The 20192-nt window shown below is 53.3% G+C and carries 15 protein-coding genes; 2 read left to right on the plus strand and 13 right to left on the minus strand.

Going from position 1 to position 20192, the window contains the following annotated elements:
- Window positions 1-127: 127 nt before the first annotated feature.
- From ACFQI7_RS26680 to ACFQI7_RS26695, 4 genes are all read right to left on the minus strand, one after another.
- Window positions 128-1144, minus strand: coding sequence for a Gfo/Idh/MocA family protein (locus ACFQI7_RS26680; RefSeq protein ID WP_218100748.1), 1017 nt, complete (start codon window positions 1142-1144; stop codon window positions 128-130).
- An 85-nt stretch (window positions 1145-1229) separates the two neighbouring features.
- The gene (locus ACFQI7_RS26685; protein ID WP_218100747.1) at window positions 1230-1694 is read right to left on the minus strand and encodes a hypothetical protein; all 465 of its coding nucleotides are present in this window, start codon (window positions 1692-1694) and stop codon (window positions 1230-1232) included.
- A gap of 15 nt (window positions 1695-1709) precedes the next feature.
- Window positions 1710-2474 carry a hypothetical protein gene (locus tag ACFQI7_RS26690; protein ID WP_218100746.1) on the minus strand — a complete coding sequence of 255 codons (765 nt, stop codon included), beginning with the start codon at window positions 2472-2474 and terminating at the stop codon, window positions 1710-1712.
- A gap of 65 nt (window positions 2475-2539) precedes the next feature.
- Window positions 2540-3682 carry a glycerate kinase gene (locus tag ACFQI7_RS26695; RefSeq protein WP_218100745.1) on the minus strand — a complete coding sequence of 381 codons (1143 nt, stop codon included), beginning with the start codon at window positions 3680-3682 and terminating at the stop codon, window positions 2540-2542.
- 142 nt (window positions 3683-3824) lie between these two features.
- Here ACFQI7_RS26695 and ACFQI7_RS26700 point away from each other — a divergent pair, with 142 nt between their 5' ends.
- On the plus strand, window positions 3825-4652 hold the full coding sequence (locus tag ACFQI7_RS26700; RefSeq protein WP_218100744.1) for an MBL fold metallo-hydrolase: 828 nt from the start codon (window positions 3825-3827) through the stop codon (window positions 4650-4652).
- A gap of 14 nt (window positions 4653-4666) precedes the next feature.
- Here ACFQI7_RS26700 and ACFQI7_RS26705 read toward each other — a convergent pair whose 3' ends face one another.
- From ACFQI7_RS26705 to ACFQI7_RS26730, 6 genes are all read right to left on the minus strand, one after another.
- Window positions 4667-6037: an MATE family efflux transporter gene (locus ACFQI7_RS26705; protein ID WP_218100743.1), complete on the minus strand. Its 1371-nt coding sequence runs from the start codon at window positions 6035-6037 to the stop codon at window positions 4667-4669.
- A 152-nt stretch (window positions 6038-6189) separates the two neighbouring features.
- Entirely contained in the window at window positions 6190-7551 is a 1362-nt protein-coding gene (locus ACFQI7_RS26710; RefSeq protein ID WP_218100742.1) for a sulfatase-like hydrolase/transferase, read from the minus strand.
- Between the two features lie 58 nt (window positions 7552-7609).
- Window positions 7610-8923 carry an ABC transporter substrate-binding protein gene (locus ACFQI7_RS26715; protein ID WP_218100741.1) on the minus strand — a complete coding sequence of 438 codons (1314 nt, stop codon included), beginning with the start codon at window positions 8921-8923 and terminating at the stop codon, window positions 7610-7612.
- 33 nt (window positions 8924-8956) lie between these two features.
- Window positions 8957-10498, minus strand: a complete 1542-nt coding sequence (locus ACFQI7_RS26720) for an extracellular solute-binding protein (protein ID WP_218100740.1) — start codon at window positions 10496-10498, stop codon at window positions 8957-8959.
- Window positions 10499-10639: 141 nt separating this feature from the next.
- Complete coding sequence (locus ACFQI7_RS26725) at window positions 10640-12922, minus strand: helix-turn-helix domain-containing protein (protein ID WP_218100739.1); 2283 nt, start codon at window positions 12920-12922, stop codon at window positions 10640-10642.
- A gap of 189 nt (window positions 12923-13111) precedes the next feature.
- Complete coding sequence (locus tag ACFQI7_RS26730) at window positions 13112-13282, minus strand: hypothetical protein (protein WP_218100738.1); 171 nt, start codon at window positions 13280-13282, stop codon at window positions 13112-13114.
- Window positions 13283-14117: 835 nt separating this feature from the next.
- On the opposite strand from ACFQI7_RS26730, the gene corA reads away from it, so the two are divergent.
- Window positions 14118-15068, plus strand: coding sequence for a magnesium/cobalt transporter CorA (gene corA / locus ACFQI7_RS26735; RefSeq protein ID WP_218100737.1), 951 nt, complete (start codon window positions 14118-14120; stop codon window positions 15066-15068).
- A 20-nt stretch (window positions 15069-15088) separates the two neighbouring features.
- Here the strand turns inward: corA and ACFQI7_RS26740 are convergent, their stop codons facing one another.
- The 3 genes from ACFQI7_RS26740 to kdpB all read right to left on the minus strand — a co-directional run bounded on the left by ACFQI7_RS26740 (window position 15089) and on the right by kdpB (window position 20189).
- The gene (locus ACFQI7_RS26740) at window positions 15089-17437 is read right to left on the minus strand and encodes a universal stress protein (RefSeq protein ID WP_218100736.1); all 2349 of its coding nucleotides are present in this window, start codon (window positions 17435-17437) and stop codon (window positions 15089-15091) included.
- Window positions 17438-17523: 86 nt separating this feature from the next.
- Complete coding sequence (gene kdpC / locus ACFQI7_RS26745; RefSeq protein WP_218100735.1) at window positions 17524-18123, minus strand: potassium-transporting ATPase subunit KdpC; 600 nt, start codon at window positions 18121-18123, stop codon at window positions 17524-17526.
- A 35-nt stretch (window positions 18124-18158) separates the two neighbouring features.
- Complete coding sequence (gene kdpB, locus ACFQI7_RS26750) at window positions 18159-20189, minus strand: potassium-transporting ATPase subunit KdpB (protein ID WP_218100734.1); 2031 nt, start codon at window positions 20187-20189, stop codon at window positions 18159-18161.
- Window positions 20190-20192 lie beyond the last annotated feature (3 nt).

The raw sequence follows: 20192 nt of genomic DNA on the forward strand, positions 1-20192 counted from the left end.
GTGTGAGAAAAGCAAGAGCCAATCGATTCTGCTTCGAACCGTTAACGCCTGCGCGTACATACGAACGAAAAAGCTGTCCCTCCGCCTTTTTCACGGCGCGCTGAGGGACAGCCTCTTTGACTTACACTTATAGCATGATCTTGATTCCTTTCTTGGCGCTTTCGATAGCCCCGAATACCATCGCCATGCTGTGGATGTTATCCGAGCATACCGTCTCGGCATCCCGGCCCTGTTCCCGCGCGGCGAACATCTCGTCCAAGCAGCCGTTATGCCCTTCCCGTCCTTGCCATGTCGCGGGAACCTCGACTTGTTTCAACTGCCTATGAAAAGCCGGCTCCTTCGTCTCGTCGACGACTTCGCAGATCGGGTCGGCTCCGCCGGCCCATACCGCCGTGCCCTTGCTCCCAATCACTCTCCAGTCCGCTTCCCAAGGCGTATGGAACCCTTCGGAGCACCAGGAGCCCCGGTAGCAAAAGACCGAGCCGTCGCTCATCTCGAAGATGCAGATCGCCGAGGCATTGCCCTTGTACCAGGAACCCGGCGGGTTAAATTCATGACAGTATACCGATACCGGGTCTGCCCCGATAATAAACCGCGCCTGATCGAACGTATGGATCGCCATATCGAGAATGAGCGGACTGTCCATCAAATCGCGAAATCCGCCGAAATGCGCCCCGATGAAAAAATCGGCGTGAACCGTTCCAACCGTTCCGATGATTCCTTCCGCAACAACGCTGCGCAGCGCGCGTATTTTCGGAAGATACCTCCGGTTCTGCATAACGGCGAACTGCCGCCCGGACTGCTGCGCGAGCGTCACCAGTTCCCGCGCTTCTTCCATGCTTGCGGCCATTGGCTTCTCGCCGAACACGTCACACCCGCGAGACAGCGCCGTAGTCACGACCTGCTTGTGGCTTTCCGGAATCGTAACATCGAATACGAGATTCGCTCCGGTCTGCGATAACGCCTGCCCCAAATCCGTAAACAGCGGCACATTCAGACCAAACCGCTCCGCCATCACCTTCGCGCTTTCCTCCCGAATGTCGACCAATCCGACGATTTCGGCGTTGTCTCGCTTGACGGCATAGTCTACCCATGTTCTGGCCATTCCACCGCAGCCGGCTATGACAATGTTATGCGTTTTCATTTTATCATTCTCCCTCCCAAGGAAACTCGCTTTTTGCGCCGGTCGTCAAGCACAAAATCCGCACAGCACCGACACAATCGATCGCTTACGAGGACGGGCTGCCGTCAATTCTCGACACGCCAAGGGCCAGGTGCTCCCAAAGCAGCTGCTCCAGCATATCCCCTTCTGTCTCATTGCAATGAATAATGAGCACGGTTTCCGCCGAAATCGGCTTCGATTGGAAGTTTTTTCGTTTCAGCCAAATCCATTTGGACGTGTATCCGACCAATATCCCCGTCACGGCCCCGATAATCCCCCAAATGATCGGCCCCCAAGCCAGTTCAAATCCATAGACCGTGCCGAGCAGCATGAAGCAAGTGCCGAGAATCGCCGCAAGGTCGATCATGCTGACGCCGTCCGCCCGATGAAGCGAATCGTACATCGCACGCGGTTTTTTTCGTTTCTCCAGCGGAACGGCCATTATGTTTTTGTTCGAAATCCCTTTTTGCTCGATCGCGGTAATGACCAGTTCCAAATAAATAGACTGCTCGAAGGTCGAAACGATATACACCGGGTTCACTCCATACTATATTGGCATTTCGAATTGCTTAGACTGGTAGTTGCTCTTCAAATAATTGATTTGCTCCATTTCGAACAGCTTGTTGTATTCCACGGCCGATACATAAGCGTCATAACCTACGAAGCAAAAAATCGACGGCAAATACAGCACCCACTGCATGTCCATGGCTTCTTTCGCCCCGGCAAAATCGCCCATCATCGTCATTTGGATCCCTACCGGAATGTGCGAAAAGTACATAATGACAATCGTCCAGCCGAACAGAAAAAAACCGGCGAGCACCTTTTGGAGATACAAGTGGCCTAAACCCGGTACCAGCAAAGACCATGCAACAGCCGCAATCGGCTCCCGTTTATCCAAATAGTTAATGTCCCAAGCCGATATCGTAATCGGAGACATCGGCGCATTCTCCCGTTCCGCGAGCAAATACTGCTTGTTCAAATCGACGGAGGAGCGGTAACTGTCCCAGATCGAATACATATAGATGCCGACATAAATAATGAGCCAACGCTCGTCGACTACCTCTTTGGCTTTGTCAAAATGACCAAGCAGCGAGTACAAAATGCATGAATTCACTCTGGCGTGATGATTGATAAACACTTCCCAGGATATCAATATAAATGCTTTTGCATATCGGTGCTGCAGCAGGTTGCCGAAGCCAGGGAAAGAAAAGGCGAAAAACGCAACGACCCACGGATTCCGCAGGTGGATTTGCGTCGTATTGAACGTCGACAAATACGCTCGGACCCGTCGGGCCGGTGTGGATTGATTCATAGATGATCCCTCATCTGCGACTTGGAATTCCCTTACACCAATATGTTAACATTTTTGTCAAATTTTTATACCGATTTTTGCGATGCTTTCAACAGTCGCGCGACATTGCGGGTGCATTCGTACAGATTGAACTCGGCGTGCTCCAAGCAATCGCGCAGCGATGCAGGCCCGCGCACAATCGAGAAGCAGCCCGCAAAATGGTCATTGAGCCGCTCGCTCTCATCCCCAAGGCTCCCGGAAATCAAGATGGCTTGCTTCCCCGCCGCCTTCGCCGTCTGCGCCACATGGAGCGGAAGCTTGCCGAACAACGTTTGCCCGTCGCTGCGCCCCTCTCCTGTGATCACCCAGTCGGCCTCGGCGATATACCGCTGCAGCGAGGTCATCTCCTCGACCACCTGTGCACCGGGCACGATCGCGGCTCCCAAGGCGATCAAGGCGAAGCCGAGGCCGCCCGCCGCACCCGCACCGGCTCGATCTCTCAGGCCGGGGCCGGCGGTGGCTTCCACCAAATCCGCGTAGGCAGCTAGCGCTTGATCGAGTGACGCCACCTGCTCCGGCGTAGCCCCTTTTTGCGGGCCGAATACGTAGGACGCGCCCTGCGGCCCAAGCAGCGGGTTCGTCACATCGCAAGCGATCGTCAGCCGGCACTCCTTGAGCCGCGGGTCCAGTCCGCTCCAATCCACCCCGGTAAGCTCGGCCAACTCGCGTCCGAAGCCCGTCGCCGTTCGCCCGCTGCGGCATGTAAATCGCAAGCCAAGCGCGCTGAGCATGCCAAGCCCGCCGTCATTCGTCGCACTGCCGCCAAGGCCGATGACAAAACGCCGCAAGCCCTGGTCGAGCATGAACCGTATCGCATCGCCCAGTCCGCGGGAAGTCGTATTCATCGGATTTCTCTGCTGCGCATCCACCATCGGCAATCCGAAAATATTAGCCACCTCAATGATGACCGAAGCTTCCGAATGTCCGCCGATGACGCCAACGTACGTATCGACCGGCTCCCCCAATGCCCCTGTAGCTTGAACCGGGACGGTTTGCCCGCCAGCCGCTTGTACGAGCGCGTCGACGGTCCCTTCCCCTCCGTCCGCCATCGGAATGATGCGCACATCCGCTTGCGGCATTTCCTCCAGCAGCGCTCTCGCCATCGTTTCGCCGACTTTGGAAGCGGTCAAGCTTCCTTTATACGAGTCCGGCGCGATTACAAATTTCATTGCGGCCACTCCCCCAACCCAATATTTTACTGTTTCATCATATAATAAATTGGGATTGGAATACATAGGGTTTGCCTGCGATTGGAAAACTATCCGGGTCTTGTGATTTCAGAAGGGCTCGATGCCCTGGGAGGAGTTGGCCATGGAAAATACGTATGAGGATATGATCCTGCCCGTGACGACGATCACTAGCGGAGACGGTTTGGAAACAGCCTCCGATCTGTACTGTCTTCCGATTCAAATCGTGAATGTCTGTTTTGCGGGGGATCCGGAAGGCGATTGGGTGTTGGTTGATGCCGGAATGCCAAGGTCGGCGGATACCATGCTTCGCGTGGCGGAAGAACGCTTCCACGGCTCGAAACCGCAGGCGATTGTTCTCACGCACGGCCACTTCGATCATGTCGGCGCCATTGTCGATCTGGTCCAGTACTGGAATGTTCCGGTGTATGCGCACGAGCTTGAACTCCCCTATTTGACCGGACGTGCAGATTACCCTCCGGCCGATCCAACCGTGGACGGCGGTCTTGTCACGGAAATGTCCCCGCTGTTCCCGAACGACGGAATTGACCTCTCCGGTCACATCAGGTCGCTCCCCGCGGACGGCAGCGTCCCGTCCATGCCCGGTTGGCGCTGGGTTCATACACCGGGTCATACCCCGGGTCACGTATCGTTGTTCCGGGATCGCGATCGCGCCCTTATTGCGGGCGACGCGTTCGTCACGGTCAAGCAGGAGTCGCTCTATAAAGTAATTATGCAGGAGACGGAATTCAGCGGCCCGCCGAAATATTTTACGACGGACTGGGGATTGGCCGAGGAATCGGTGAAGAAACTGGAAGCTTTGAAGCCGGCCGTTGCCGTTACCGGTCATGGGCGACCGGTATCCGGCGATGTACTGGCTGAGGGACTGCGCCTACTTGCGAACGACTTTAAGCGGATCGCCGTGCCGCAGCAGGGCCGCTACGTTCACTGAACGACCTCGGCTACTCAAGGATGGCCGGGCTGGCGCACGGCTCGGCTGCGTACGCGCTGCACGTGCAAAAGCCGCATGAATAAGCCGACCGCTCCGGAAGCTAGACCGGCAATAAGTCCGACCCAGTAGCCGAATGCTCCCATGGAAGTGTAATGAGCGAGCACGTATCCGATCGGCAGTCCCAGCACCCAATAGGAAATGAGCGCGACGATCAACGTAATATTGACATCCTTGTACCCGCGCAGCGCGCCTTGAATCGGGGCCGCGATGGCATCGGACAGCTGAAAGAAAATGGCGTACATCAAAAACTGCTGCGCCAAAACGGCCACCGCCGCTTCTTTCGTGTAAATCGAGGCAATTTGCTCGTTCAATACGAGCAGCAATAAAGCGCACAGCAAAGACAACCCGATGGCGAAACCGATGCCCAAATAGCCGTACTGCCGCGCGTCCCGGTACCTCGCCGCTCCCGCTTCGAAGCTGACCAGTATCGTCAGCGCCATCGAGATGCTGAGCGGGATCATGTACAGAAACGAAGCGAAGTTGAGCGCGGCCTGATGCGCGGCAATAGTAATGGTGTCATATTCGCTCATCAGCAGCGTCACGGCGGCAAAGATGCTCGTCTCGAAAAAAATCGCAAACCCGATCGGTACGCCGATCTGCAGCTGTTCCTTCCAAGCTTTAAACGATAAGCCGAACCATTTGTTTGTAATCCGGTATGAGGCAAACGGCTGTTTGCGGATCATGACGAAAAAAGCGATGGCGCAAATGCACCAATACGTGATCGCCGAAGCGACGCCGGCCCCGATGCCCCCGAGTCGGGGAAAGCCCATGTTGCCGAAGATGAACAAATAATTCAGCAAAACGTTGATGGGCAGCGACAACAGCGTAATCGCCATCGTCATCCGGGTTTGCCCGAGCGCATCCATGAAGCTGCGAAGCACGGTGTAAATAAAGAGCGGTATCGTTCCGGCAGAAATCGCGATCAAAAATCCGCGAGCCGTGCTGCGAACCGCCGGTTCCAAGTTCATCGCCTGCAGCATCGGATTTAGCGCGAATGCGCCGCAGGCAATGACGGCAAGCGCGAGCGCCGCAGCCAAATAGATGCCCTGGATGACGGTAAACGGCACTTTCTCGTTGCGTCCTGCGCCGACCAGCTGCGCAACGATCGGCGTGATCGCAAACATAATGCCGTTCAATCCGGTTTGTACGGGTACCCATATGCTGGAGCCGATGGCAACCCCGGCCAGGTCGACCGCTCCGGCATGGCCGGACATGAAGGTGTCAAAGAAGGTCATAGCGAACATCGTCAGCTGCGTAATCATAATTGGCAGCAAAATGACAATAAATTGACGTGTTTTTTGCAGTAAAGAGTGAGTCTGGATCATTACCTTGCAGTTCCTTTGTTTGAATTCGTTCATAGTATATCCGGAATCGTTCACGGGCTAAATGATAAACGTTATTACATATTAACAGAAATAATCCCGATGCGTAAGAACATCGGGATTGTTTTCCATCTATTTACTTGAGGATATCGACTTTATTCCGACAGCTTCTTGCGCAGCTCCGCAATTTCCGCCCGGCGCTGTCCGCTCTTCCGCGCGGAAGCGGCTTCGATGACAGGCGCGGCTTCCCCGGCTTCCGTCATGCGCCGAATGAGACGGTGCTTCAATTCGTCCGCAACGCCCCGGAACGACTCGATGCCGGCCAAGTTGTTCAATTCGTACGGGTCGGCCTTCAGATCGTACAGAAACTCTTCTACGTAACGATCGGAACCGGCATCTTTTCCGCCCTTCTTATCCGGCGCCGAGACGCTGTACTTCCACCGGGAAGTGCGGATCGCGCGTCCCACCTGCGTTTCGCTGATCTGAACGAATACTTCCTCCGGCCAATCCGCCCGATTCCCCTGCACCAAAGGGACGATCGATCGTCCCTGCATTTCCGGCGGAACCGGAATGCCGGCGGCGTCCAGCAGCGTCGGCGGAATGTCAATCAGGCTAACAAGCTCGTTGATCCGCCCCCGCCAATCGAAACCGGGTCCGCGAACCGCCGTCGGCACGCGAATCGAGCTGTCATGGCAGGAGCGCTTGTACTCGTTGTTGCGCGTTTTGAAATGGCAAGCGTGATCCGACGTGAACAGCACGATGGTGTTATCCAGCAAGTTCAAGCTCTTCAGCGCGTCGAACAATCGGCCGAGCGCTTCGTCGAGCCGCTTCACCATCCCGTAATAGCCGCCCAAATGCTGAGGGGCGGTGCCGACAAGCGCCGTCAAATCCGGCGGCGACCATCGTCCGGTATACATTTCCTCGTAACCGTCCGGTCCCGGGTAATCGTCGCGGTGGTTTTGATGATGCGGCTCGATATACGACAGGAACAAGAAGAACGGGTCTTGCTGGTGCTGATCGATGTAGCGGATCGCGGCATCCGTCTGCGCGTCCACCCGGTAGCCGGGCAGCTTCACTTCCCGGCCGTCATTATCGTACAGCACCGTATCGTACGCGTCGGACGAAAATTCGAGCAGATTGGCCGCAAGCCAATATTCGTAGCCGCCGCGCTGCTCCTCCGGCACGGGCTCGTCGGAAGCCAAATGCCATTTGCCGATATAGCCTGTCGAATACCCGCTTTCCTTGAAGTAATGGGCCAGCGTCTTCTGCTGCCCGAGCGGAATGCCGTTGCGCCAACAGCCGGACGTTGTCGCGTAAAGTCCGGTTTGCAGGCACGAGCGCGCCGGCCCGCACACCGGCTGGCAGGTGAAGGAATGGTACAGATGCGTTCCCTGCAGCGCCATCCGGTCGAAATTCGGCGTCAACTGCAGCGGATTGCCGTGGACTCCCGTCGTATCCCAGCGCTGCTGATCCGTAAAAAATACGATAACATTCGGTCGTTTCGTTTCTGGATTCACCGTTCCAGTCCTCCCGGTTTGAGCGCGCCATCATTCGGTCGGGATGGTGCACGCCGCTTTATTTTTTGTCAGCCAGCTTTAATTCCGCAATGCCCTTGCTCGCTTCCTCTTCCGCTTCCCTGAGCGCCGTGTTCACGTCCGCTTTCCCCGCATTGACCTTCGACAAAGCGTTGTTCACCGCTTTCTCCGCAGCGGCGTCGTATTTCGTCTGCTGGGCGTTCGGCGCATACTTGTTTTTGAAGATCGCCTGCACGTTTTTCCCCTGCAAGCTCTTGAGATCTTGACCGAACAACGACTTGTATTTCTCGGCTTTTAGCGACGAAACCCTGGCCTTTCGGGCTACCTGCGTCTGTACTTCGTCGTTGGTGGTCAGGAACGTAATGACGTTGAACGCATCCTCCGGATGCTTCGCCGTGGAAGAAATCGAAAGAATATGCGATTCGGTCTCCATCCCTTGCACTTTGGCGTCCTTGCGTACCGGGAACGTCGCCATATCCCATTTGAAGCTTTGCCCGCTCAGTTCCAGCTCTTCCAGCTCGCCGATCCGGGCTCCGTACGAAGTATACATTGCCATGGTCCGGTCCTTTACGAACCCGTCCCTGCCGCCCTTCGCCTGTTTGTTATCCGGCAGCTTGTTCAGCGTTTGATGATACTGCATCAGCCATTTCCAATCGTCGGTTGCGATTACCGGCTTTTCCGTCTTGGGGTCGACCAGCGGCATTCGCAGGGAAATCGCGTCTCTCGTAATGCCCGAAGTACCCAGCGCGCGAACGGACGGTTCCTTCTCGGCCACTTTTCTGGCAAGCTCAAGAATGTCCTCCCAGGCAAGTCCTTCGGCCGGATAAGGGATGCCGGCACGGTCGAAAATGTCTTTGTTGTAGAACAATGCACCGTAATTGATAGAAAATGGAAGGGCGTACATTTGTCCATTATCAGACAAACTTTTAATTTGGTCAATTGCCCTTTTCTCGTATTGATTCATATCCAGCTTCGATTTATTGATCATCTCTTGAAGATCCTTCATCAGGTTCAGTTCAAGAAATCCGCCTACCGTGATGGATGAGGTGAAGATCATGTCCGGAAATTCGCCGGCCGTTATGAGCTGATCCCGTTTGGCCTGTCCCTCCCGGATCAGCTCCATGGTAATGTGGGGAAACTTTTTCTTTACCGGGTCCGCTATCAGTTCTTTGAATTCCGTATCGGAGATGCTTCCCCCCGCTTGAAACACCTGAAGCGTAATCTGCTTCGCGTTCTCAGCCGGCTTCCCGGGCTGCTGCTCTCCCTGTGGCGCTCCCGTATTCCCGCCTGACGAACAACCGGAAATGAGCAGACAGCCGAGCGAAAATAAGACGGCCTTTCTTCTCATGAGCATAGTCGATCCCTCCTCCATTCGCACAATTCGCATTTATTTTTTGCCGGCAGTTGCTTTCATCTTTTTCCATTCCTCGTTCGCCTGCTGCTCAATGATGTCGCCGCCCTGCTGATAATACAGCTTCACAAATTCATCCCAACGGTCAACGGAATATTGTCCGGTCACAATTTTAGAGAAATACTGTCCCCACAGGTCCTCATCCAGGTCGGCATAATCCAGCTCGGCGGGCACTTTTTTCCACAATGCGTTGGAGATCGTATGCCGTGCCGCTTCCACCAGATCTTGCTTTACCTCATCGCTCGCCCAGCGCACGTCGATATCGTTCAGAAAACGGATCGGGTTCGAAAATCCTCTACGGTAAAGCTGAGCATATTCTGAGTGGAGCACGATCCGGTTGGCCGCTTGCTCATAGCTGTAATCTTCGCCTTCCACTCCGTAGTGGATCAGGTTAAAGCCCCCGTTCTCGTTTTGCATCCAGTCCAGCATCCGGAACAGCTTTTCGGGCTGCTTCACATTCGCGGATACGGCGCGCAAGCTCCCGAACGGAGAACTCTCGGGGAAGCCGCTCTTGCCATCGGGGCCCTTGACGTTCGTAAAAAAGCGCAGCTTGGCTCCGGGATTCGCTTTGTGCAGCGCGGCGATGGTCGAGCTGTTCGGATCGACTTCGAGCGGCGCGTTTTGAAACATGCCGTATTGGGAACGGATGATGTTTTCGTTCCGCCGTTTCGTTTCCGTTACGAGAAAATGCGGATCGATCAGACCTTCCTTATACCACGACTGCAGCACGGCTAGCGCTTCCTTAGCTTCCGGCAGTACATACCCTTTCTTAATCATGCCGCCGCGTTCATGCCAAAAATCGGGATGGATGCCGAAAGCGCCGAAAATACCGGCAAACTGATGATCTTTCGCAGCCCCATATCCATACGTATCGTTGATGCCGTTCCCGTCCGGATCGCCGTAAGTAAACGCTCTCAACACCTCGTGCATTTCGTCCAGGTTGCGCGGCGCCTTCAGCCCCAGCCGGTCCAGCCAGTCTTGGCGGACAATAAAGCCGGCCCGGCTTTCCGAATTGTACGGTTCCGGCCGGTTTCCCGTCGGAATCGCGTAAATATAGCCGTTTACCGTAACGTAATCGAATTTGTCGTCCCGGATCATCCCGCTCACATGCGGAGATTTCGCAAGCCAGTCGTTAAGCGGCAGCAGCTTCCCCTCGTTTACGAGCCGCATGAAGGTCGGATAATCGACTTGAAACAAATCCGGCAATTCCCCCGCCGTCGCCTTTAAGTTAAGCTTGGTCATATAGTCTTGGCCGGGTGCAAATTCAATCTTGTAATCGATCCCCTTCAAGCCTTCCTTTTGCATTGCGTCCAGTATGAGCTTCTTGGCCAGACCGCCATCCGCAGGATATTCGGGTGCGCTGAATTTTTGAAAGATGCTGTACGTCGCCGTATGGTTGTCCGTTTCCTCCGCCCTGATGATTGATTCCGTTTGCGCCTCCGAAGTGCCCCCGCAGCCGGCCAGAAACGCGAGCGCCCCCGCTACAGCCAAACGCATGATGACCGTTCCCGACTTCATTGCGCTTTCCTCCCTCCTCGGGACCATGATCGTCATGCTCCCATCTTAGAAACGAACCGGATAAAAAGAAATCCCCACTATTTGATGAAAACCCGGAAAATGTGAAGTCAGCCGGCGTACATCAAATAGTGAAGATCCAAGTCAAATCGTCGGGATGACCATACTGCGGTATTTTCCCGGCGTAGTGCCCTCATATTTCTTGAAATATCGAATAAAGCTGTTCACATCGGGATAGCCGATCTGCTCGCTAATTTGCTGAAGCGTATACTCGTTCGACATCAGCAGTTCCTTGCTTTTGGCGATCCGAAATTCCGTTAAATGCTCAAGCGGTGATTTGCCGGTCTCAGCTTTAAAAAAACGGCTCAAATAACTGCTGCTGAGGCCAAGGTGCCCGGCGATATCGGAAATGGAGATGCTTCTCATATAGTTTTGCTCGATGTAATCCATCGCTTTCGATATGTAATGATGGTTCGATTTGTTATCCTGCATCGCATCGAGCGCATCAAACAGCCTCTGAATGTAGCGGAGCATCATATCGTGCAGCTGGTCGTTATTGGAGCATGCGAATATTTGCGAAACGCGAACCTGATCCTGCACCGCCTCCATCTCCAGCCCTTCTTCAAGCAGCTTGTTTTTGACGGCGCTGGTTAGCAGGATAATCATTTCATGCAGCGATTCCAGCTGGTATTTGTCGCTATAAATATAGTGTTCGAACAATTCCGCAATACAGGCAACCGCCGCTTCCCGCTGTCTGGATGCAATGCTGTACAGCAGCTGTTTTTGAATCGACATCGGATACTCGAACCTGGCATCCCTCTTCAAGTCGGCATAAAACGCGATATCCTCTTTATGAATGACAGGCTTATATGTAAACACGCGTCTAGCCTGCTCATACGATTCATGAACCTCCGAGATCGAAACGTACATATTGCCGAAGGTGAATTGAAGCGTCATTCGGAGCTCCTGCTGTACCCATCCGTGCACTTCGCGGCAGCACTCGCTCAGCTTGCTCTTCAGGCTGTCGGTCAGCTCGCGCTGCTCTACATTGAGAATAAAGCCTAGATCGGATTGCTCGAGCACGGTTCCGGCCACGCGAAACTGCTGCTCGAATTTACTCTTGATGTAGCTGAACATGAGCAGCTTGCGATCGTAGATCGCCTCGTCCGCGCATTCATGCGGATCGAACGAAGCAATCATCACCAAATAGCACGGCAAATCGAACGTGATGCCCATATCTTTCAGCTTTTCCGTAATATTTAGCGACTGCGAATAGTTTCTGTTCAAAATATCGTAAATGAAGCGATCCTTCATGACAGGCTCGCTTCGCTTGATCGTATCCTGAAACGCCGTATTTTCGTCGATCAGGCTGGCAATCGCTTCCGTTACCCAGACCGATTCGTTGTTCGGCAGTTTTGACGGTTGTTTAAAATAGCCGGACAAGCCGGCCATAATTTTTCGCCACGGTTCGTACATGTGCGAAGAAAGCAAATAAGAAATAAGGAGGCCGGTCATCAGGATGGTCAAATCGATCGTTACGATGCCGAGCAGTTTGCTGCCGAGCTTCTGCGCGTAGATTTCGTACGGATCGAAACGAACGAGCGTCCAGTTGATGCCATCCAGCTTCGTACCATAAGTAAAGTACGTCTTGCCGCCGATTTCCGTTATGCTCTGCTCCCTGTATTCCTTGGAAGCCAGGCCGGGCCCGTCCGTCCCCGGAACGGCTCCTTCGTCCAAATTGTCGTAAACGACATGTCCTCCGGAGTCCAGAATCATAATATGTCCGCCAGCCGACTGCTCCGTGTACAGCGATTGGATCATTGCATCCTTTTTCACATTGATAACCAATTGGCCCAAGGGGTAAGAATTTAAGGGAGGAACGCCGCGCGTAAAAGTAAATACTTGCGCCGGACTAACGCCAGAGGAATCCTGCAATATGCGAAGTTTATCGCCCGACAATCGGCCGTCGCTGGCCGTCAGCCGGTCAAGCAGCGCCTTGTCGTAAAAGTCGGCGCGTTTGAAGAGGCCTTCATTCGTGGTCAATACCGTATCGCTGACCTTCATGTACAAATACATGGAGTAAAACATGTCGCTCGTCGTCATCTGGTTTCGGAGATGCTTGTTGACCAAATTCGCTTCATATAGATTGAGCTCGGGCTGAGTAATCATCGTGTTGATGTCGCTGGACAATGAAAGCTGGAGAGATAGCGCATGAATACTGTCGACCAGCACTTCCATTTGCTTGGACATATACTGCAGGCTTTCCTTCTGGGCGCTGCGGTAGCTTTCCTTGAGCTCTGTCGAAAACGTATAAAAGTTGTACGAGCTGATAATAATCGTCGGGATTAAAATGGCGACAAGGTAGGAGATAAACAATTTGTTGAACATCGATATATTCAACAAAGCCCGTTTCTTTTTTGCTTTCAACGCCCCCACACTCCCCACCATCCAGTCGTTCGTTAAAAAAAATGGTAACGCATTCACTCCGCTTTGTAAATATAACTTTTTGTAAAAGGATAACGCTGCTCCGAGTATAGAAAAAAGGGGTTCTCAACGCCTCGGCAGATGAGAAACCCCATATTTTACATTGATCGTTTATAGTTTAAAAGTTATGCCCTAATTGATCACGAACCAAGTAATGACGCTGGAGAAAAGCAAAGAACAGGAAGCGGAAATCATAAGCCGGTTTCTCCATCGATTACGGCTCGTAAACGGTTTGCTGTCAAAAATTTGGGAAATAACTAAAATGACGATAAACAAGCAAATAAAAACAAAGCTGAAAACCATGAAAGCGGTCCTCCTCAAATCGTCCGGCATCCGCCGGTGTTAGGAAAAAAGACAACAAAAAAAGCCACAGAGGTATAAACCCTGTGGACGTCAGTTCGTCACAAGCTTCATCATCCTCTCTCATGACATCCTTGCCGTAACGAACCGGAACGGTCCTTCGGCATAAGGCTGTCGTTCGACGCTTACGAGGTTAGCTGTCGGGTTCGGACGGTGAGAGTCGCCCTACTCACGTTGCAACTGTTACACCTAGTTCATGGTGTCAGTTGTCAACTACGTTGCAACTGTTACACCTAGTTCATGGTGTCAGTTGTCAACTACGTTGCAACTGTTACGCCTAGTTCATGGTGTCAGTTGTCAACTACGTTGCAACTGTTACGCCTAGTTCGCGGTGTCAGTTGTCAACTACGTTGCAACTATTACCACCGGTAACTGCGATGTCAGTTGTAACTTCTGAGATTCACCCCAAATGCATGCGTAAACGGCTCTCACACCGTTTGTGCATCAACTTCCACGGTTCCCCCGTTGTCCTTCGCGATACGAAGAATATTCAGCGACTAGAACATCAAATATGAAACATTACATGAGTTGTATCATACGCCTGTCGGTTGTCGATGTAAATACGAGCCGCGTCCCAAATACGGCATTTTCCGATATTGCGACCTGCCTTTTCCGGCCCAATCTATATTAATCTCTACAATCCTGACTAATTCTCCGTATTTCTTACACTTATTCAAAATGATCTGCCAGACCTTGCCGCATCTGTTCCAATAAATGTGAGACGATTATATTTGTGGTAAAATGATCCCAATACAATGGACATGCAAGGAGCCCGCTTATGATTCGTGCCTTAGCCGTTACGAAAAATCAGGAAGTAATTAAGGACATACCTTTGGAGCAGCTTTCGGAGCCCGACATTCAGTGGTACTGGGTCGATTTTCATAAACCGACGGAAACGGAAGCGCTTCTGCTGGAACAGTTCTTTCACTTTCATCCGCTGGCCGTGGAAGATTGCTTTCATTTGCTGCAGCGGCCGAAGCTGGATCATTACGAAGATGTGCACTTCTTTGTGCTGCACGCGCTCAATTCGGCAACGCTGGCCGCCGAGGAAGTCGATTTATTTTTGGGGACGAACTTTGTCGTCACGTTTCATTTTACCCACCTCGATGAGATCGAAGATGCGTGGAGCCGGATTGCCGAGCAAAAACAAGGCGCCGACAAAGGCCATTTGTATGCGGCTTATTTGGTTATGGATAAGTTGGTCGACCAATATTTTCCGAGCGTCTATCAATTGGAAGACCAGCTGAGCGATATTGAAAACAACAGCAATCAAGAAAGCATCGACGTATTGATGAACCAGATTTTTAATATTCGAACCAAACTGCTCAAGCTGAGACGAACGATTATACCGATGCGCGATCTGCTGTACCGGATCGTCAACTCGGATCGCATCGAAGGGCTGAAAGCGCAGCTGTTTTACTTCAAAGATATTTACGACCACTTGTTGAAATTATCGGAGATGATCGAATCGAACAGAGACGTAACGGCCGATATACGCGACAGCTACATTTCTTTGAATTCGAATCGGATGAATACGATCATGAAGACGTTGACCGTCATTACGACGATCTTCATGCCGCTTACGTTCATCGCCGGAATTTACGGGATGAATTTCGAGTATATGCCGGAGTTGAAATGGCATTGGGGCTATTTTATCGTTCTCGCTTTCATGTTCGGCATCGGATTCGGCATGTTTGCGTGGTTCAGCAAAAAGGGCTGGTTCCGGTAATCGGAAAAAACGCCCTCCGCCTACTTTCCTTCAAGCGGTTGTTCGGCTGCGTTCAAAGGGCCGTACTCGGCAACGACGAGCACATCCATATGTCTTGCAGCCCGTAGAACCCGCTTCACAATCGAGCCTCGGTAAAGCTCCTTCCACCACGCTTGCTTTGATTGGCCGATGATCATCTGCGTCGCTTTGTAGTGGTTCGCCTGGGATACAATGACAGCCGAAAGCTGCTTGCGGCCGGCGGCCGCGATCGTTTCGAACGTCCCGCCTAGCCGCTCCGTCAATTGTTGCAGCGACTCCAGCCGCCGCCGCGCCTCCTCGCCTAACTCTTGCCGCTCCATCCGTACGTAGGTTACGTACCACCTTGCTTTGAGTCTGTAGGCAATCCGGAAGCCTCGGCGAATCAGTCGTTCCGCTTGGGGCGTCGTATCGATACATACGTGAATGACCTCCTGCCTCCTACACGGACCGCGCAAGGAACTGCTTCGCTGCCATGATTCCAGCCGTTCATCGACGTCGTCCGCAATTTCGCGGAGCGCCAGCTCACGCAAAGCGATCAAATTGCCCGTCTTAAAAAAATGATTCAGCGCCTGATCCACTTTGTCCATGGAATAAATTCGGCCTTCTCTCATCCGCTGCTGGAGCGATTCTGGCGCAACGTCGATCAACTGCACCTCGTCCGCCAATCTCAAAATATGGTCCGGTACCGTCTCCCGGACACGGATGCCGGTGATTTGCTCCACTGCGTCGTTCAAGCTTTCCAAATGCTGCACGTTGACCGTCGTAATGACGGAAATACCGGCCGACAAAATATCCAGTATGTCCTCGTACCTTTTTTTATTTTTGCTGCCCGGCACATTCGTATGGGCCAGTTCGTCTACTAGAACGACCTCCGGATTAAGGCGAATGATTTCATGCGTATCCATCTCTTCTAGGCGGCTGCCGCGATATTCGATGACTTTGCGCGGAACGGTCTCCAAATGCCCGATTTGAGCAAGCGTTTCCTGCCGTCCATGGGTTTCGAGTAAGCCCACGCGGACGTTTATCCCCTTTTTCAACAAATCGTTGCCTTCGCGCAGCATCGTGTACGTTTTTCCGACGCCGGGCGCAGCGCCGATATACACTTTGAAATGGCCTCGTTTGATTCGCCGAATTTTGCTCTCCACCTCCTGCGAGCTGAGACGGCGAAACAACTCGGCTTCTTCCTCCGGCTTCTCCAGCTTGGCCGGCAGTATTCTTTCTCCTTCATGCGCCGCCCGGTCGGCAACGATGAAGACGTCGATATTTTTCGTCAGCCGGAGCATGTCATGGACGATAGAGCCCTGCCAAAATTCCTGCCACTTCGTTTGCTTGGAATGGCCCATCACGATCCGGGTAACGCCATGCTCCAAGGCATACGTTACCAAAACGCCAGGCAGCGACCTACGGGATTGGAGCGGCAGCTCTTCGAACCCGCCTCCCACTTTTTCCACCAATTTGATGATCGAGCCGCGAAAAGCGGCCGCTTCCTTCGTAAGCTGTTTTTTCTCTTGAACAAAGGCAACCACGATTAATTCGCCATTCAACCGTTTGGCGATTTGTTGGCCTCTGCGGACATAGATGGAGCCGTTCCAATGGTACTGCGTGGAAACGAGGATGCGCTCGGCGGCGCCGGAAGGACCGATCATCCCCAGCCCTTCCCTGTATTTTTCCAGCGATTCGTTTACTCCCTCCGCCATCAAACGCAGAGACAGTTCCCGGAGAACGGCCAAATGGCCGGGTTTAAACAAGCTTCCTTGCCCCAGCTTCAGGTGCCCTTCCGCCGCACGGCTCAGCAGCGCTTCCGGTGTTGCGTCGATCAGCACCACCTCATCGGCCATTTCCAACGTCTCCGCTGGCACCGTTTCGTGAACCTCGACCCCGGTTAATTTTTTGGCGAGCTCCGTGACGCCTTCCAACTCGTAGACGTTCACTGTCGTAATGACGCTGATTCCGCACCCGAGAAGATAGCGGATATCCTCCGCCCGCGTGGCAAACCGGGCCCCTTCGCGGTTGCGATGCGCCAAGCCGTCGACTAACACGACTTCCGGATTGCGATCGATGAGGGCTTCCAGATTCAAGTCTTTTTTCTCGATCGCTCCTTTCATCCAATGAATGCTCGGCACGCGCTCCAAATCCCCGATTTGCCCCACGGTTTCGGGCCGCTGCATCGTGGAGACGGCGCAAATGACGACATCGATCCCTTGTGTTTTCAGAGACTGCCCTTCCCGCAGCATATGATACGTTTTCCCCGACCCGCTGACGGCGCCGATGTACACCTTCAGCCGTCCGCGATGCAGCTTGGAAATCGACAGCAGCAGCTCCTCGGGCGTTTTTCTTTTGAACGTTTCCACCCGAGCCCTCCTTTCTCGGAACACAGAAAAAGTCTGGAGAAGCCTGCGCTTCATCCCGACTTTTTCCGATAAGCCATTTTATAAGTTTATTTTTTTAGCCCGTCTAACGCCAGATTCAGCTTCAGCACATTGACCCGCGGTTCGCCGAACAGACCGAGATCGCGCCCTTCCGTATTCGCATTGATCAGCTGTTCCAACTGGCTTGAAGAGATTCCAGTCAGCTTGCTAATCCGCGGTACCTGCGCTTTGGCGGATGCCGGAGTGATGTGCGGGTCGAGGCCCGAGCCCGAGTTCGTGATCAAATCAATCGGAAGTCGGCTGACCGGCACATCCGGATTGTTCTTTTTCCATTCCTCGATCGACTCCTGCGTTCGCTTCAGCATGTCCGGATTGGACGGCGCATAGTTGTTGGTCCCGGACGCTTCCGCTTTGTAATCAATACTCGATACTCTGCCTTGAAAGTACTTCGGGTCCGTAAATTTTTGTCCGATCAGCTCCGAGCCGACGACTTCCCCTTTACTGTTCTGAATGAGGCTGCCGTTCGCCCGGCCCGGGAACAGCACCTGCGCAAGCCCTGTACAAACGAGTGGATATACAATACCGCATAGCACGATAAACACCAAACTGATCCGTATCACGATGCCGAGGGATAACCGTGCCGTTTCCATCTTCGCCGTTTTATTCATCCTTTTTCATATCCTTTCTTCTCTGTCGTTCTATATTAAATCCATAAGTGAACAAACAGGTCGATCAGCTTGATCCCGATGAACGGAACGACAACGCCGCCGAGTCCGTAGATGAAAATGTTGCGCTGCAGCAATCGGGTGGAGCTCATCGGTTTATAGGCAACACCCCTCATCGCCAGCGGAATGAGCAGCGGAATAATGATCGCGTTAAAAATGAGCGCCGACAAAATGGCCGACATCGGCGAACCGAGCCGCATGATGTTCAGAGCTTCCATCTGTGGAATAGCCAGCGTAAACATGGCCGGAATGATCGCAAAATATTTGGCTACATCGTTCGCGATACTGAATGTCGTCAGCGAACCGCGCGTCATCAGCAGCTGCTTGCCGATCGCCACGACTTCAATGATTTTCGACGGGTCGGAATCCAGATCGACCATGTTGGCCGCTTCCTTCGCCGCCACCGTCCCGCTGTTCATCGCAAGCCCTACGTCCGCTTGGGCCAGTGCCGGTGCATCGTTCGTGCCGTCTCCGGTCATCGCAACGAGTTTGCCTTCCGCCTGCTCTTTGCGGATAACCGCGATTTTATCCTCCGGCTTGCTCTCGGCTATAAAATCGTCCACACCCGCTTCACGAGCGATCGTAGCGGCCGTCAGCGGGTTGTCGCCGGTACACATAATCGTTTTGATGCCCATTTTGCGGAGCTGGTCGAAGCGCTCTTTCATCCCCGGCTTGACCGTATCTTTCAAATAAATGATTCCGAAGATCTTTCTATCCACCGCAACGGCGAGAGGCGTACCGCCTTCCTTGGCAACCGCATCGCCCTTCGCGTTCAAATCGGACGGGATGGTACCCCCTTGGGCTTCCACCCATTTTCTCACCGCATCGACCGCGCCCTTGCGCACTTTGCGGCCGTCCTTCAGATCGATGCCGCTCATGCGGGTTTCAGCCTTAAATTCAATGAACTCGCCGCCTTCGGAGACGGATGGGTCATAAGGCAGCCCCTGCTTTTTCATGAGTTCAAGCACCGAACGGCCTTCCGGCGTCTCGTCTTTGACGGAGCCGATCGCCGACCATTCGGCCACCGAGCTAACGCTCTCCGGGCCAACGGGAATGAACTCGCTGGCCATCCGGTTGCCGAAGGTGATCGTACCCGTTTTATCCAAAATCATCGTGTTGATATCACCCGCGGCTTCCACCGCTTTGCCGGACATGGCGAGCACGTTGAACTGCGTGACCCGGTCCATCCCGGCAATCCCGATCGCCGACAGCAAGCCGCCGATCGTCGTCGGGATCAAGCAGACGAGCAGCGAGATGAGCACCGGAATCGAAAGCTCGATGCCCAAATATTTTGCGATCGGGGCAAGCGTGACAACCACGATCAAAAAGATAAGCGTCAAGCTCGTAAGCAGCGTGTTCAGAGCGATTTCATTGGGCGTCTTTTGTCTGGACGCTCCCTCGACGAGCGAGATCATTCGGTCGATGAACGATTCGCCCGGATCGCTTGTAATTCTGATCGTGATTTTGTCGCTTACGACGCGGGTGCCGCCCGTAACCGAGCTGAAGTCGCCGCCGGCTTCCTTGATGACCGGAGCGGATTCCCCCGTAATCGCGGACTCGTCTACGGACGCTAATCCCTCGACCACCTCGCCGTCTCCCGGGATCATCTCGCCTTGCGACACGATGACGAGATCGCCTTTGCGCAATTCGGTCGACGGTACTTGCTTCACGCCGCCGTTTACGACTTTGTTTGCCGTAGTCTCCTTCTTCGTTTTTTTCAGAGAATCGGCCTGCGCCTTGCCCCTGCCCTCCGCCAACGCTTCGGCGAAATTGGCGAACAGCACGGTGAATAACAGAATCAGGAATACGGTAATATTAAACCCGATGCTTTCTTCTGTGCCGAAATAGCCTGGAAAAACGATCATCAGCAATACGATGAGCGTCCCGACTTCAACGACGAACATAACCGGATTTTTCATCATGGTGACCGGGCTCAGCTTGACAAAGCTATCCTTTAATGCATTTCTTACGATGTCCCCGGTTAATAATGTTTTTTTATTATTACTCATGTT

Origin of the sequence: Paenibacillus allorhizosphaerae, assembly GCF_042659105.1 — a bacterium.
Lineage (GTDB): Bacteria > Bacillota > Bacilli > Paenibacillales > NBRC-103111 > Paenibacillus_G > Paenibacillus_G allorhizosphaerae.

Coding starts and splice junctions, on each gene's coding strand:
- ACFQI7_RS26680 (WP_218100748.1), bottom strand. CDS start 1,144: ATGAAAACGCATAACATTGTCATAGCCGGCTGCGGTGGAATGGCCAGA.
- ACFQI7_RS26690 (WP_218100746.1), bottom strand. CDS start 2,474: ATGAATCAATCCACACCGGCCCGACGGGTCCGAGCGTATTTGTCGACG.
- ACFQI7_RS26695 (WP_218100745.1), bottom strand. CDS start 3,682: ATGAAATTTGTAATCGCGCCGGACTCGTATAAAGGAAGCTTGACCGCT.
- ACFQI7_RS26700 (WP_218100744.1), top strand. CDS start 3,825: ATGGAAAATACGTATGAGGATATGATCCTGCCCGTGACGACGATCACT.
- ACFQI7_RS26705 (WP_218100743.1), bottom strand. CDS start 6,037: ATGATCCAGACTCACTCTTTACTGCAAAAAACACGTCAATTTATTGTC.
- ACFQI7_RS26715 (WP_218100741.1), bottom strand. CDS start 8,923: ATGCTCATGAGAAGAAAGGCCGTCTTATTTTCGCTCGGCTGTCTGCTC.
- ACFQI7_RS26720 (WP_218100740.1), bottom strand. CDS start 10,498: ATGAAGTCGGGAACGGTCATCATGCGTTTGGCTGTAGCGGGGGCGCTC.
- ACFQI7_RS26730 (WP_218100738.1), bottom strand. CDS start 13,282: ATGGTTTTCAGCTTTGTTTTTATTTGCTTGTTTATCGTCATTTTAGTT.
- corA (WP_218100737.1), top strand. CDS start 14,118: ATGATTCGTGCCTTAGCCGTTACGAAAAATCAGGAAGTAATTAAGGAC.
- kdpC (WP_218100735.1), bottom strand. CDS start 18,123: ATGAATAAAACGGCGAAGATGGAAACGGCACGGTTATCCCTCGGCATC.
- kdpB (WP_218100734.1), bottom strand. CDS start 20,189: ATGAGTAATAATAAAAAAACATTATTAACCGGGGACATCGTAAGAAAT.